13 protein-coding genes and 2 tRNA genes are annotated in these 14,340 nt (G+C 63.3%); 10 read left to right on the top strand and 5 right to left on the bottom strand.

Annotated features, from left to right (window positions below; translation table 11 throughout):
- The first annotated feature begins 82 nt into the window (after window positions 1-82).
- The 3 genes from WCJ41_RS16505 (at window position 83) to WCJ41_RS16495 (ending at window position 1,481) form a co-directional block, all read left to right on the top strand.
- Entirely contained in the window at window positions 83-391 is a 309-nt protein-coding gene (locus WCJ41_RS16505; protein ID WP_336906931.1) for an ETC complex I subunit, read from the top strand.
- An 8-nt stretch (window positions 392-399) separates the two neighbouring features.
- A tRNA-Arg gene (locus tag WCJ41_RS16500) sits at window positions 400-477 on the top strand.
- A gap of 38 nt (window positions 478-515) precedes the next feature.
- On the top strand, window positions 516-1,481 hold the full coding sequence (locus tag WCJ41_RS16495) for an alkaline phosphatase family protein (protein ID WP_336906930.1): 966 nt from the start codon (window positions 516-518) through the stop codon (window positions 1,479-1,481).
- A 94-nt stretch (window positions 1,482-1,575) separates the two neighbouring features.
- Here the strand turns inward: WCJ41_RS16495 and WCJ41_RS16490 are convergent, their stop codons facing one another.
- Entirely contained in the window at window positions 1,576-2,991 is a 1,416-nt protein-coding gene (locus WCJ41_RS16490; RefSeq protein WP_336906929.1) for a hypothetical protein, read from the bottom strand.
- 454 nt (window positions 2,992-3,445) lie between these two features.
- Between WCJ41_RS16490 and WCJ41_RS16485 the strand changes: the two genes are divergently transcribed.
- Window positions 3,446-6,316 (top strand): autotransporter outer membrane beta-barrel domain-containing protein, encoded by a 2,871-nt coding sequence (locus WCJ41_RS16485; RefSeq protein WP_336906928.1) that lies wholly within the window; start codon window positions 3,446-3,448, stop codon window positions 6,314-6,316.
- Between the two features lie 12 nt (window positions 6,317-6,328).
- Here the strand turns inward: WCJ41_RS16485 and WCJ41_RS16480 are convergent, their stop codons facing one another.
- Complete coding sequence (locus WCJ41_RS16480; RefSeq protein ID WP_336906927.1) at window positions 6,329-6,853, bottom strand: CreA family protein; 525 nt, start codon at window positions 6,851-6,853, stop codon at window positions 6,329-6,331.
- A gap of 50 nt (window positions 6,854-6,903) precedes the next feature.
- Window positions 6,904-8,079: a cystathionine beta-lyase gene (gene metC / locus WCJ41_RS16475; protein WP_336906926.1), complete on the bottom strand. Its 1,176-nt coding sequence runs from the start codon at window positions 8,077-8,079 to the stop codon at window positions 6,904-6,906.
- A 77-nt stretch (window positions 8,080-8,156) separates the two neighbouring features.
- Here metC and WCJ41_RS16470 point away from each other — a divergent pair, with 77 nt between their 5' ends.
- The 4 genes from WCJ41_RS16470 to WCJ41_RS16455 all read left to right on the top strand — a co-directional run bounded on the left by WCJ41_RS16470 (window position 8,157) and on the right by WCJ41_RS16455 (window position 11,932).
- Window positions 8,157-8,375: a hypothetical protein gene (locus WCJ41_RS16470; protein ID WP_336906925.1), complete on the top strand. Its 219-nt coding sequence runs from the start codon at window positions 8,157-8,159 to the stop codon at window positions 8,373-8,375.
- Between the two features lie 49 nt (window positions 8,376-8,424).
- Window positions 8,425-9,903 (top strand): Asp-tRNA(Asn)/Glu-tRNA(Gln) amidotransferase subunit GatB, encoded by a 1,479-nt coding sequence (gatB, locus tag WCJ41_RS16465; protein WP_336906924.1) that lies wholly within the window; start codon window positions 8,425-8,427, stop codon window positions 9,901-9,903.
- Between the two features lie 221 nt (window positions 9,904-10,124).
- Window positions 10,125-10,907 carry a glutathione S-transferase family protein gene (locus WCJ41_RS16460; RefSeq protein WP_336906923.1) on the top strand — a complete coding sequence of 261 codons (783 nt, stop codon included), beginning with the start codon at window positions 10,125-10,127 and terminating at the stop codon, window positions 10,905-10,907.
- A gap of 20 nt (window positions 10,908-10,927) precedes the next feature.
- On the top strand, window positions 10,928-11,932 hold the full coding sequence (locus WCJ41_RS16455; protein WP_336906922.1) for an endonuclease/exonuclease/phosphatase family protein: 1,005 nt from the start codon (window positions 10,928-10,930) through the stop codon (window positions 11,930-11,932).
- Window positions 11,933-12,013: 81 nt separating this feature from the next.
- Here the strand turns inward: WCJ41_RS16455 and WCJ41_RS16450 are convergent, their stop codons facing one another.
- Window positions 12,014-12,295 carry a hypothetical protein gene (locus WCJ41_RS16450; protein WP_336906921.1) on the bottom strand — a complete coding sequence of 94 codons (282 nt, stop codon included), beginning with the start codon at window positions 12,293-12,295 and terminating at the stop codon, window positions 12,014-12,016.
- A gap of 89 nt (window positions 12,296-12,384) precedes the next feature.
- On the bottom strand, window positions 12,385-13,419 hold the full coding sequence (locus WCJ41_RS16445; protein ID WP_336906920.1) for a Fe(3+) ABC transporter substrate-binding protein: 1,035 nt from the start codon (window positions 13,417-13,419) through the stop codon (window positions 12,385-12,387).
- A 167-nt stretch (window positions 13,420-13,586) separates the two neighbouring features.
- On the opposite strand from WCJ41_RS16445, the gene WCJ41_RS16440 reads away from it, so the two are divergent.
- Together WCJ41_RS16440 and WCJ41_RS16435 are read left to right on the top strand one after the other, a co-directional pair.
- On the top strand, window positions 13,587-13,793 hold the full coding sequence (locus tag WCJ41_RS16440; RefSeq protein ID WP_336906919.1) for a hypothetical protein: 207 nt from the start codon (window positions 13,587-13,589) through the stop codon (window positions 13,791-13,793).
- Window positions 13,794-13,848: 55 nt separating this feature from the next.
- Window positions 13,849-13,941, top strand: a tRNA-Ser gene (locus WCJ41_RS16435).
- Window positions 13,942-14,340: the final 399 nt, after the last annotated feature.

The following is a 14,340-nucleotide window of genomic DNA, read 5'->3' as shown; positions in this document are numbered from 1 at the left end:
GGGCGCAGGGGGTCGTGAGTTCGAATCTCGCCACCCCGACCACCGGCCTCCCGCCCGTTCGACAAGAGAGAAGAGAGAGCCCATGTCCGTCCGCATCTACAAGCCCGCCCGCAGCGCCATGCAGTCCGGCAAGGCGAATTTTGACAACTGGGTGCTGGAATTCAACGCGACGGCGCCGCGCACCGTCGACCCGTTGATGGGCTGGACATCCTCGGCCGACACCAGGAGCCAGGTGAAGCTCACCTTCGACACCAAGGAAGAAGCCATCGCCTATTGCGAGCGCGAGGGTCTTGCCTACCAGGTCCTGCCGGTGAACCCGGTCGCCAAGGTGATCAAGAAGTCCTACTCCGACAATTTCAAGTTCGGCCGTACCGTCAACTGGACGCATTGAGGCGCAAGGATCCCGTAGCTCAGCTGGACTAGAGCAAGTGCCTTCTAAGCACTAGGTCGCAGGTTCGAATCCTGCCGGGGTCGCCATCCTGCATCCCTCTCGTCGAGGCTCCGCCCGCATGCACATGAAACGGCTCCTCGTGACCCTGGCCTGCCTTGCGGTGTTGACCGTGGGTGCCACAGCCGCACCCAAGCATGTCATCGTCATCGCCATGGAAAACAAGGACGCCGGCAAGTCGTCCGACAAGAGCCGCGGCTACATCTATGGCAACCTGAAGGATGCGCCATACCTCAACAGCACGCTGGCAGCGGAAGGCGCACGCAGCCTGAACTTCACGGATGAACTCGCGGCCTTTAACAGCCAGCCGCACTACATTGCCATGGAAGCGGGCACCAACAAGTTCGCCGACACCACCTTCACCTGTGACAATGACCCGCTGAAGAACTGCGGATTGCTCTCGGACAAGCCGAACTGGACGCGCAGCACCGAGCATCTGGTCACGCAGCTCGAAACCGCCGAGCTCAGCTGGATGACCTATCAGGAAGACATCGACCCGAAGACCACGGGCGCCTGTCCCATCCGCAGTGCGGGTCACTATGCGGCCAAGCACAATCCCTTCGTCTATTTCGCCGACGTGGCCGGCGCGCCGCCAGACAAGGACAATGCCAATTGCATCGCCCACACCCGCGAGCTCGGCCAGTTCATGGGTGACCTGCAGTCGGGCAAGCTCGCCAGCTATGTGTTCATCACCCCCAACCTCTGCCATGACATGCATGGTGACTTGGGCTGCGGCGGCAATGCCGTGGCGCTGGGCGATGCGTTTCTCAAGTCTTTCCTGCCGCCGGTTGTCGACTGGGCGAAGCAGAACGATGCCGTTGTCTTCGTGGTGTGGGATGAGGGGCAGAGGGGCCTGAAGCTTCCCTTCTACGCCGCGGGCGTCGGCGTGAAGCAGGGCCATGAAAGCAAGGTGGCCTACTCCCACCGCTCGCTGGTGAAAACCATCGGCCGCATCTTCGGCCTGCCGCAGCTGGCCTCCGTCAAGACCGCCAACGACCTCGCCGACATGTTCAAGCCGGGCGTGCTGCACTAGCTGTCGTGCATGTTGCGCCAGCTGGCAACGCGTCACCTGGGCATGAAAAAGCCGCCGGACATTGCTGCCCGGCGGCTGGTCATGATCTCTTCCGTCAGTTGGCGAGCAGGCGCATCAGCGCGATGTTGCTGTTGCCGTTGGCACCGGTTGTGCCGCCGCCCACCAGGATCAGCTTGTCACCCTGCGCGGTGATGCCATTGGCCAGCGCATTGCCCTCGCCGATGGCGAGGCCCACCGTGCCCTTGGGCGTGTCGGCCTGGGCCGCGCCGAAGCTTTCGTCGAGCTTGCCATCATCGGTGAAGCGCAACACCGACACGCGGCTCTTGCCACCCTGCTGGTGATAGCCCGCCACGATGATGTGGCCTTGGCTGTCCAGCACCACGTCCGTGGCATTGTCGTTGCCGTTGCTCATCGAAGTGCGTACCGCACCTGCCGGAAGGCCGCTCTCGGCCACGGCGAATTCCTGGTCGGCGTTGCCGTCGGGCTTCAACCGCGCCACCACCACGTCGGTTGTGCCGTCCTTGCCGACCGAGTCTGCCACCACCACGATGCGGCCCTTGGGGTCGATGGCGATGCCGCGCGCTACGTCGTCGCCCCCGTTGAGCGACAGGCTGACGACGCCATTGGGCGTGCCGTCATCCTGCGTTCCGAACGTCTGGTCCAGCGCGCCGTCGGCCTCGAGGCGGATGACGGTGACACTGGCCTTGCCCTTCAGCCCATGCGTGCCGGCCAGCACGATCTTGCCGTCAGCCGCCAGCGCCATGTCGTCCACCACGTCTTCGCCGGTGCCCAGCGCCACCGCGTTGAAGCCACCGGCCGCGGCCTCGCCGCTGTGCGGTGCGAAGCTCTTGTCCGGTGTGCCGTCGGCGTTGAGGCGCACCACCACCATGTTGGAGCTGCCGTCCTTGCCCGTCAGGTTGCCCGCCAGCACGATCTTGCCGTCAGGCGTCACGGCGATGCTGCGCACGTCCTCGTTGCCGTCGCTCAGCGCCACGGTCAGGATGCCGTTCTTCGCCTTGCCGAAGCTTTCGTCCGGCGTGCCGTCGGGCTTCACGCGCAGCGCCACCATGTCGATGTTGTTGCCCACCATCTGATAGCCCCCGACCACGATGTGGCCATCGGGCTGCAGCGCCACGGTGGTGGCGAAGTCATCGGCCTCGCCCAGCGAAATGTCGGCGAAGCCCTTCGGCGTCCCGTTGGCACCGGTGCCGAAGCTCTGGTCCAGCGAGCCATCGGCATTGTAGCGCGCGATGAAGATGTTGGTGCCGCTGCCGGTCGCATGGTTGCCGACCACCACCACCTTGCCGTCCGGCTGCGAGACGATGTCGTTGGCCACGTCGTCGCCCTTGCCGAGCCATGTGCCCACCACGCCCGCCGGCGTGCCGTCATCGGTGCCGTTGCCGAAGGTAGGGTCGAGGGTTCCGGCCTGGCCTGCCTGGGCGGCGCCCGCAAGGCCAGTGGTCATCAGCAGGGCCATGGCAAGGCCGGTGAAGTGTGTCGATCGCGTCATGTCTCGGTCCGTTCCTTGAGGTTTCGCGCATCCAGCGCGAGCCGGGGCATATCACCCCGAAGCGCCGCGCGTGAGGGGAGAAATTGCGCATGGCCCGAAAATTCCCGTTCTGCGGAAGTCCCCCAGTTCGCAGCCCCGTCATCGCCTGCTGCGCAACCGGGGCCACTGCCCACTCCCGGGCAATTTCCGGAGGGAGCCGGGTTCCGACAGGGTCTTCAGCCTCGGGGCTCCAGGCAGTGCGAGAAGGCGGTCGACGAGGTCGAGGACCCCATTGGATCGCGCATGCGGCACCTGCACATATGAAAACGTACAGGCTTTTGACACTCTGCAACCGTTATAGTATTTGAGATGTCGGGTGATTCAGTGATGCCGGCAGGCGAGCTGGTGCCAACGTGACGCGGGCGGGCAAACGATGATCGAACTGCACTCACCCCGGGTTTCCCGTGGTATTTTTATGTCTGGAACGGCCCTCTCGGGCGGCGCCTTGGCCCTTGGCCTGGGGCTAACGCTGGTGGGCTCCGTGGCGCAGGCGAATTGTGTGGAAACCGCCCTGAACACGACCACCTGCAACACCAGTGTCCCCAATCCGTTTCCGTTCCGGGTCGGACTTGGAAACTCCGGCCTCGCCGACAACCAGACTGTCACGGTCGAGACGGGTGCTGGCATCGATCCGGGCAACGCGACTGCAATCAGCCTGCGTGACAACGCCAACATCACGGTCGACGGTACGGTGCAAAACTATTCCACCAACGCCTCCGGCGGCTACAACACCGGCGGCAATACCATCGAATTCCGCAACAACGGAACGCTCACCATCGGCAGCACCGGCAGGGTGCTGTCCAACGGCACGCAGGTTTCTGCCGAGGCCATCAATCTGCAGGGCGCCAACAACACAATCAACAACAATGGCCTCATCAACGCTGTCAGTGGCGCCGCGATCTGGTCGCAGAACCCCGGCTTGCTGACGGTCGTCAACAACGGAACGATCTCCACCGGTCCGCTCAACAATCCCAATCGCACGGCGACGGTCATCGGCGGCAATACTAACGCCGGCATCGACTTCACCAACCGCGGCACGGTCTATGGCAGTCTCAACCTCGGCACCGGTTCGGACACGCTGCGTCTGTTCACGGGATCGGTCATCACCGGCAATTTTTCCGGTGGAGCCGGCGCAGGCATAGATTCAATCTATCTCAACGGCACAGGCTCGGACTCGCTCGCGGGCAAGATGACCGGCTTCGAATATCTCTACAAGCAGGACGCCGGAACATGGGAGCTCACGGGCTCGATCACCGGCCTCATCAAGGCTGATGTGCAGGCCGGCACCCTCATTCTCTCGGGCGATAATTCGGGCTTCACCGGCACCACCACGGTGCAGGCGGGCGCCACGCTGCAGGGCCGCGCGCAGAGCTTGCCGACCGCAATCACCAACAGCGGGCTTGTGCGCTTCGACCAGCCGGACACCGGTACCTACGCGGGTGTGATCAGCGGTTCAGGCGGTGTTCAGAAGACGGGCGTCGGCATCGTGACCCTGACCTCGGCGCTCGCCTACAGCGGTCCGACCACCGTCAGCGAAGGAACCCTCATTCTCCAAGGTAACAATTCCGGTTACGCGGGTGCAACGACGGTCGGCAGCGGCGCGACGCTGCAGGGCAATGCCTTGAGCCTGCCAAATGACATCGCCAACAGCGGGCTGGTGCGCTTTGACCAGCCGAACGCCGGTACGTATTCGGGCGTGATCAGCGGTGTGGGTGGCCTGGACAAGACGGGTGCCGGAACGCTCACCCTCGCGAACTCCCAGACCTACACCGGGGCTACCATGGTCTCTGAAGGCACCTTGGTGCTGCTCGGCAACCTCGTGTCGTCAACCTCGGTTGTGTCGGGCGCGACGCTGCGCGGCGTCGGCACCATCTTCGGCACTGTCACCAATGAAGGCACCATCGCGCCGGGCACGCAGGGCGACATCGGCACGCTCACCATCCAGGGCAACTACATTGGCAATGGTGGCATCCTGCAGACCCGCGTGGGTGGCACGCCGCAGGCCCCGGTGGCTGATGTGCTGCAGATTGCAGGTGCGGGCAACACGGCCAGCGGCAGCACCGGCATCACGGCCATCGATGCCGGCGGCCTCGGTGCCCCCACCACCGGCGACGGCATACTCGTCGTCCAGACGTTGAACGGCGCGACAACGGGTACCACCGCCTTCGCGCTGGCCGACCGCGTTGCCAGCGGCGCCTATGAATATCATCTGGCGCGCGGCACCAGCGCGGGCAAACAGCAGAACTGGTATCTCACGACCTATGTCGACCCGCCGGTGCCGCCTGGACCCGAGCCGGGGCCGACTCCGCCGCCGCCGGACCCTGACTTTCGCGTAGAGACGTCGACCTATCCCGCACTTCCGGCACTGCAGCGTCTCTACACCTATTCCATTGTCGATACGCTGGAGCAGCGCCGTGGCTCGCTTGGCGCGCTCGCGGCACTTGGGTCAGAGGAGAATTCCGCCCTCTGGGGTCGTGCAGGCGGCAGCTTCGGCGACACCTATGGCTCGGGCGCCAATGGCATCGACATGTCCTATGACTTCGGCTTCCTGCAGGCAGGTGTTGATGCCGTCAGCACCAGCGACGGGCATGGCGGCCGCGTCGATGCAGGCGTGTTCCTTGGCATCGGAACGTCCACCACCGATACCTCGACCGAAGCCGAAAGCAACACGGGCAACGCGTCCCTCAATGCCTATTCGGTCGGTGTCTACGGCACGTGGCTCGCGGCCAGCGGCCTCTATGCCGACACCCTGCTGCAGGCCACGCGCTTCAGCGATGTCTCCTCCCATTCATCTGGCGATGCGTCGATCTCCACCGGCGGGTGGAGCGAGTCGCTCTCGCTCGAGGCAGGCTATCGCGTGGGGCTCGCTGACAGCCTGACGCTCACGCCGCAAGCCCAGATCATCGCCGAGAACTTCTCGCTCGACGGCACGTCGGATGACTTCGGCGACGTCACCTTCGACAACGGCTTCGCGGCGCGCGGCCGCCTCGGCGTTGAACTCGCATCGGGTTTCGACGGGCTCGGTGCGCGCACGGACCTGACGTTGCGCGCCAACGTCTGGCACGTCTTCTCGGACAATCCGCAAACCACCTTCAGCTCGCTCGAGGACAGCGATCAGGTCAGCTTCGATGCCAACTTTGGCACCACCTGGCTGGCGCTCGACGCGGGCATCACGACGGCGGTGACCGACAACGCCAGCCTGTTCGCCAATGCCGGCTATGAATACGGTTTCGACGACAGCAGGCAGGCCGGCACGGGTCGCGTGGGCTTCACCGTCATCTGGTAAGGCGCATGCAGCCTATGGGTTCACGAAGTCGCCGCACTTCGGTGCGGTTTCGGATCCCCATGGCATGACCGGCACGGTCGAGGTGGAGTTCTGCGGCGAGCCCTCGATCAGCCGGTCGGTGTAGGAGAGATAGACCAGCACGTTGCGCTTGGGGTCGCAGCCGCGCACGATCTGCATCTTCTTCCAGAACATCGAGCGGCGTTCGCGGTAGATGTCGTCGCCCTGTGAGAACTTGGCGGTGATCTTGATCGGCCCCACCTGTCGGCAGGCGATGGAGGTGACGGAGCTCTCGTCGGCAAGTCCGGCCCAGCCCTTCCAGCCGCCGACGCGCGGCATGGTGAAGTAGCAGGCCACGCCCTCAACCAGCGGGTCGTCGATGACGAATGTGTCCAGTGTGGCGTTGGGCGACAGCATGCGCCACACGGTGGTCTTCTGGAAGATCAGCTGCGGGTCGTCCGCCAATTCCTGGGCAAGGACCGGGACGGACATCCCCAGAACCACCATCAAGGCTGCAAAAAACTGCAAAATCTTCGTCATAGAACCCTCCGAACCATCGTTTCCCGTAGATAGGAAGGAAATCCGCAATTTCAAGAGGCGGAATTCAGTGCCTTGAAGCCTTCCGTAAGGTCTGCCTTGAGGTCATCCGGGCTTTCCAGGCCAACGTGGAAGCGCAGCGAATAGCCCTCCGGCTGCCATCGGGTCGCCGTGCGGTGCGGCTTGAACGGCACCACCAGGCTCTCGTAGCCACCCCAGCTGTAGCCCATGCCGAACAGCGTCAGCTGGTCGAGGAAGGCCGCAGTGGCCGTCTCCGAACAGGGCTTCAGCACCACCGAGAACAACCCGCTGGCGCCACGGAAGTCGCGCTTCCACAATTCATGCCCCGGCGCATTGGAAAGCGCAGGGTACAGGACCGTGTCCACCTCGGCCCGTCCGCGCAGCCATTCGGCCACGATCATCGCGTTCTTCATGTGCCGCTCGAGGCGCACGTCGAGGGTGTGTATGCCGCGCAGCGTCAGGTACATGTCGTCGGGCCCGGCAAACTGGCCCATCTCCTCATAAGCGTGCCGGAACGGCTCCCAAGTGTCCTTGTTGCAGGTCACGGTGCCCATCATCGCGTCCGAATGGCCGACCAGATATTTGGTCGCCGCCTGAATCGAAATGTCAGCACCATGCTCGAATGCCTTGAAGTAGTGGCCAGCGCCCCAGGTGTTGTCGACGAACAGCATGGCCCCCGCCTTGTGGACGGCTTCTGCCATGGCCGGAATGTCCTGCACCTCCATGGTCTGGGAGCCGGGAGACTCGGCATAGACCACGCGGGTGTTGGGGCGGATGAGCGCCGCGATGCCCTTGCCGACCAGCGGGTCGTAATAGGTGGTCTCGATGCCCAGTCCCTTCAGCAGCCCGTCGCAGAACTGCCGCGCCGGCTGGTAGACGGTGTCCACCATCAGCAGGTGGTCGCCCGTCTTCAGGAAGGCGAGCAGGGCGGTTGAAATTGCGGCAAGGCCCGAGGGCAGCATCTTGGCATTGTGTCCGCCCTCGACCAGCGCCACGGCCTCCTCAACCGCCCGCGAGGTCGGTGTGCCGCGCCGGCCATAGACATAGGTCTGCGTGCGGTCCTTGAGGGATGCGGTGTCCGGGAACAGCACCGTCGAGCCGTGGTAGACGGCCGGATTGACGAAGCCATGCTCGGCATAGTCGCGGCCTGCCGCCACGAGGCGGGTTTCGGGGGAAAGGGCTGAAAGATCGGGTTTCGATTTCGACATCATCACACGCCATGTTAGGCTTGAGGGGCTAGCATGCGGAGAGGGTCGGGAAAACCCCTTGCCGCCGAAGGGATGCCATGTCGCCGCTTGCCACCGTCATCATGAAAGTCCTGCGCTGGGGCGTGCTGGGCGTCGCCGGCTTCCTCTGCCTCGTGCTGGTCATCGAGGCGTGGAAGCACGGTTGGGACGTGGCGGCCCTCAATTGGGGCTTCATGGCCGTTGTCGGCTTGCTGGCCCTGGGCGCCTTCTGGCTGGCTCGATCCATTGGGCGGGAACTGGCCAGGCACGGGTCTTGAACCCTGGCTCCCGAGTGGCTACCAAGGCGCCAGTTCAAGGGTGAAGAGCATGATGGAATCCGCCAAGCGCGTGGCCGAGAAGAAGGACTGGATCAAGGGAGCGACCGGGGACTGGGAAATCGTCCTGGGTCTCGAGGTCCATGCCCAGGTGCTGGCCAAGTCCAAGCTGTTCTCGGGTGCTTCCGCCGAATTCGGCGGCGCGCCCAACGACCACGTCTCGCTGGTCGATGCCGCCATGCCCGGCATGCTGCCCGTCATTAACGAGTTCTGCGTCGAGCAGGCGGTGCGCACGGGCCTCGGCCTCAAGGCCCAGATCAACAAGCGCTCGGTGTTTGACCGCAAGAACTATTTCTACCCCGACCTGCCGCAGGGCTACCAGATCTCGCAGTACAAGCAGCCGGTGGTGGGCGAGGGGTCGGTCCACGTGGACGTCGACGGTCGCGCCGTCGAAGTCGGCATCGAGCGCCTGCATCTGGAGCAGGACGCCGGCAAGTCGCTGCACGACCAGCACCCCAACATGAGCTTCGTCGACCTCAACCGCTCGGGCTGCGCCCTGATGGAGATCGTGTCCAAGCCCGACATGCGCTCGGCCGACGAGGCCAAGGCCTATGTCACCAAGCTCCGGCAGATCATGCGCTACCTCGACACCTGCGACGGCAACATGGAGCAGGGCTCGCTGCGCGCTGACGTCAACGTCTCGGTCCGCCGCCCCGGTGGCGATTTCGGCACCCGCTGCGAAATCAAGAACGTGAACTCGATCCGCTTCATGGGCCAGGCCATCGAATATGAGGCGCGCCGCCAGATCGGCATCCTCGAGGACGGCGGCAAGATCGACCAGGAAACCCGCCTGTTCGACGCCAGGAAGGGCGAGACCCGCTCCATGCGCTCCAAGGAAGAGGCGCATGACTACCGCTACTTCCCCGACCCGGACCTGCTGCCGCTGGAGTTCGACGACGCCTTCATCGGTCAGATCAAGGCCGCCCTGCCGGAACTCCCGGACGAGAAGATTGCCCGCTTCATCAGGGACTACGGCCTGTCGGCATATGACGCCCAGGTGCTGACCTCCGAGCGGGCCTCGGCCGACTTCTTTGAGCAGGTGGCTAAGGGCCGCGACGGCAAGCAGGCCGCCAACTGGGTCATCAACGAGCTGTTCGGCCGCCTGAACAAGGAAGGCAAGACCGTCGACACCACCCCGGTTTCCGCCGCCCAGCTGGGCGAGATCGTCGACCTGATCGCGGCGGGCACGATTTCCGGCAAGATCGCCAAGGACGTGTTCGAGATCGTCTGGACCGAGGGCGGCTTGCCCGCCCAGATCGTCGAGACCCGCGGCATGAAGCAGGTGACCGACACCGGGGCGATCGAGAAGGCGGTGGACGAGATCATCGCCGCCAACCCGGACAAGGTGGAGCAGGTCAGGGCCAAGCCCACCATGCTGGGCTGGTTCGTCGGCCAGGTCATGAAGACCACCGGTGGCAAGGCCAACCCCCAGGCAGTCAGCGACCTGCTGAAGGCCAAGCTGGGCATCTGAGGGTCAAGCTTACGCTGAGTCATTGTTAAAACAATGGCTTGGCTCCTCCTCTTGAATAAAACTATGAGCCATCACGCGGCTCCGGGTTGGTGAAAATGCCCGTTTTCGCCGCCGATTTTGCTTTTTCAATCAGGTGTTTAGTTTCGGTTTTCCTTTCCCAGACTTCTCCGCTATAGTCCGTACCCGGAGTTTTATTGCGTAGGGGCCGGGAGGAGTTATTGATGGCAAAGACAGCCAAGAAGGCTGCGAAGAAGCCTGAGCCGAAGAAGGCCGTGGCCAAGAAGCCGGCCACCAAGGCCAAGCCTGTGCCGGCCAAGAAGCCGCCCGCCAATAAGGCCGCCGCCCCGTCCGGGTCGTCATCGGGTCCGGTGAACAAGGAGCGTTTCACGCTGTATGGCATGCTGGGTTCCGGCCCGACCTACACCGTGGGCCTCATGCTGACCTTGTCCAGGCACCCGTTTTCCTATTTTCACGTCAACCTGCGCGAGGGCCAGCACAAGCAGCCCGACTACATCGTCAAGAACCGCTACGGCCAGGTGCCGGCGCTTCGCGATGGCCAGGTCTACTACGTTCAGTCGGCCGCCATCCTCCAACACCTCGCGGATGAGTTGAAGAAGTTCGACGGCAAGACCGATGTGGAGAAGAACCGCATTCGCGAATGGCTGTTCTGGAACTGGGACAAGCTCGCCGTGCCGGTGTTCCGCCTGCGCGCCCGTGCGCGTGGTCTCCGCCAGTTCGGCGACGAGGTGCGCGTGATGTATGACACCGAGGCCAAGGCCGCACTCGCCATGCTCGAGAACGAGCTTGTGAAGTCCGAGTGGATCGCCACCAAGCGCCCGACCATTGCCGACGTGGGCGTCTATGGCGTGCTGCGCTACATCGCCGAAGCCAACATCGACCTGACGCCATACCCCAACGTCTCCGCGTGGAAGAAACGCTTTGAGGCGCTTCCCGGCTTTGGTACACCGGAGCAGATCCTGCCGATGGAGAGCAGGCTTCTCTGATCCCGCTCCTGGAGTAGATTTTGCTCGAACCGGCTGACAGTCTGTCCCAGACGCCAGAACAGCCGGAGGAGGAAGCTCCGCGCAGGAAGCGCAAGCCCACCGGCGGCCTTGAATGCCAGCTCGGCTTCCTGCTCGGCCTCTCGTTGCTGGGCGCCTCGCGGCTGGGCCAGCTCTGGATCGCCTTCGACGTCTTCGCGCATTTCACCCTGCAGTTCGCGGTGCTCACGCTGGGCTTCCTGATCGGCATGGTCATGCCGCGGGCCAAGCTGCTTACCGCCTTCGTGGTGATGGTGATCGGCATTGTGGCCATCGGGGCCTGGCCCCATCTGGCCAGCCGCGAGCCGCGCGTGGTGGGAGAAGTTCAGCAGGGCGAACGCGCACTGAAGGTGGCGAGCTTCAACACGCTGTGGGTCAACAACAATGCCGATGCGGTGCGCGCCGAGATCGAGCGGCTCGATGCCGACGTCATCACGCTGATCGAGATGGGCCCGGCCAAGCGCCCGATCCTCGGCCAGCTCAAGTCACGCTACCCTTACCAGTTCCACTGCTACGACGTGGACTACTGCAAATTCGCTATCCTCTCGAAGCTGCCCTTCACCGACGCGGAGTCGCGTGGCAGGTGGGCGGGGCCGCCCTATATCCGGCTACGACTGGGGCCGGAAGCAGGCGGCCTTACGGTGTTTGGCGTGCACACCATTCGCTTCCCGCATTCGCTGGCGCAGTTCCGGCAGGTGACGCAGATCGCCAAGGTCATAGAGCGCACCGCCGGACCACGGCTGGTCATGGGCGACTTCAACGCCACGCCGTTTTCGCGCATCCTCGGTGTGCTGCAGGACAGCGCCAACCTGATGCGCCTCACCAACCTGCCGACTTGGCCTTCGCAAGCGGGGCTGCCGCAGATCGCCATCGACCATATCTTCGTCTCGCCCGGCATCAGGCTTCTCGAAGCCGAGCAGATCGGTGAACCCGCGGGTTCCGACCATTATCCCGTCACGGTGCGGATTGCCGTGCCTGCCTCGCCCTAGCGGCAGGCAATTTCGGTGATCCCACAAAAGCAAGAGGGCCGGAAAACCGGCCCTCGATGATGTTGAATATGGCGCCCGCGATCAGTAGTCGAGCTGGGTGTCGTCCAGATCGGTTGGGTTCTGCTCGTTGGCGAGATTGAACAGCCGACTGTCGAACTGCTTCTGCTGGAGGTTCCGGTTGTAGACCTCGGACTGGTAGATATCGACCTGCGCGTTGAACTTGCTCTGCTCGCTGTCCAGCGGCGGCGCCGCGTCATTGCCGAGGCCATAGTCCTGGCCCATCGGAATGAAATTCTCGTCCGCCAGCGCGGGAAGGGCGGAAACGGCGAAAAGTGCTGCGGCGGCAAACAATGAATAACGCATGGTCAACTCCATTGCTTGGAACATTAGCCCAATCTGGTTTCCAAAGCATCTATTTTCCGCAACCGGAGGGGCAGGGCGGCGGCTGGCCCTCAGTCGTTGAAGCCAACCTCATCCACCAGCTTGGAGGCCTGCGGCTCCAGCCGGGCAATCTCGGCCACGTTCAGCGTGTCGGGGGTGAAGCTGCCCCAGGAGGTGACGATCTCGTTGGCGGGCACCTTGGGGTTCACCGGATATTCGAAATTGCCATTGGCATAGAGCGCCTGGGCCTCGTCGCTGGCGAGGAACTCCATCAGCTTCAGGGCATTGTCCTTGTTGGGCGCATTGGCGGTCAGCATCATGCCGGAGATGTTCACATGCGTTCCGAAGTCGGGCGAGGTGGGGAACACGATCTTCACCGACTTGGCCCACTGCTGCTGCTCGGGCTCCTTCGTCTCGGTCAGCATCTTGCCCATGTAATAGGTGTTGGCCAGCGCAAGGTCACACTCCCCCGCGAAGACGCTCTTGGCCTGGCTGCGGTCATTGCCCGACGGCTTCACCGCGAGGTTGGCCTTGAGGCCCTCCAGCCACTGGCGGGTATAGTCCTCGCCCTTGTGGGCGATCATCGCGGCAATGAGGCCCAGGTTATAGGGGTGGTTGCCGGGCCGCATGCAGATCTTGCCCTTCCACTTGGGGTCGGCGAGTTCTTCATAGGTGATGGCGGTGATCGGCGCGCGCTCGCGCGAGGCATAGACGACGCGGGCCCGCATGGTGAGGCCGAACCACTGATTGTCCTTGTCGCGCAGGTTGACCGGCACCTTGTCGAGGATCAGCGGGTCATTGACGGGCTGCGCCAGGCCGCGGCCCGCGGCCTCAACGAGGCGGCCGGCATCGGCGGTGAGCAGCAGGTCGGCCGGGCTGTTGCGGCCCTCCTGGGCGAGGCGCTCGACCAACCCGTTATCGGCGAACACGGCGCGCACCTCGATCCCGGTCTTGGCAGTGAAGGCATCGAACAGCGGCTTGATGAGTTCGGGCTGGCGATAGGTGTAGACATTCACCACGCCCTCGGCGCGGGCCTGAGAGGCGGCCCCTGCGGCAATGACGAGACCGAGGCCGAGGCCCAGAAGCTGGCGGCGGGTGGCGAACATCGAAAACTCCTTCAAACCGGATGGCACGTTGACTGTTCTATGGCGCGGCGAGGAGTGGGCTGTCAACTAAAACCGACTAAATTACTCGGACTTTGGAATGGTTCCAAACTGGATGCCGGCCGCCGACCGGTCTATGATGGGTCCAACGAGCAAAGGAAGTGTGAGTCATGGCATTCGAGCAACTGAAGGCACAGATCGGCATGCTGCTGGGCGAAATGAACGACCAGCCGGAAGACCTGCATGAGCTCTACCTGCAGGTTCACCAGGAATTGAGCCAGATGCGCGCCACCGGCATGGATGTTCCTGCCGACCTGGTCGAACTTGAGCAGCGCCTGCTCGCCGAATTCCCTGTGGTTCCGCCGCCCAAAGCATGAGCCAGCCACGGCAGGCTTGCATCCCCCCTCAAATCACGGCAAAAGGCCGCCAGCAGGAGACGTGGCCGAGAGGCTGAAGGCAACGGTTTGCTAAATCGTCATACGCTTTCAAGGCGTATCGAGGGTTCGAATCCCTCCGTCTCCGCCATTTAATCCTGCTAAGATATTGATTTTAAAAGTGATGTTAGAGTCGTCTGATTATCAGACCATCACATAGACCATCGTCACGCCTCGTCTTTCTTCACAGCTTCTGCCTTCACAGCGTCTGCGAGGGTCATTTTGGTGTCGATTACGAATGGTGCCTCGTGAGCGTTAGCCTTCCGAGGACACCCCCACCCCCATCTGGACAGGCACCCACCTGCCCGGGCCGATCTTCTGGAGGTACCTGGGACTTACACAGCACCTTGTTTCTGACGGTAACCTAAAGGTAACCTCGCCAAAATCGCTTTCGTTTTGAGGTAGCATGCTGGATCCCAACTCGTTCTACGGTCGTCTTAGTGTCTGTCCCGAGAGTTCTTGAATCGGATGAATCATTTGTGATTCCATG

This window comes from Aestuariivirga sp. (assembly GCF_037139295.1).
In the GTDB taxonomy this organism is placed as follows: domain Bacteria; phylum Pseudomonadota; class Alphaproteobacteria; order Rhizobiales; family Aestuariivirgaceae; genus Aestuariivirga.
This window is presented reverse-complemented; position numbering and strand designations above follow the sequence as displayed.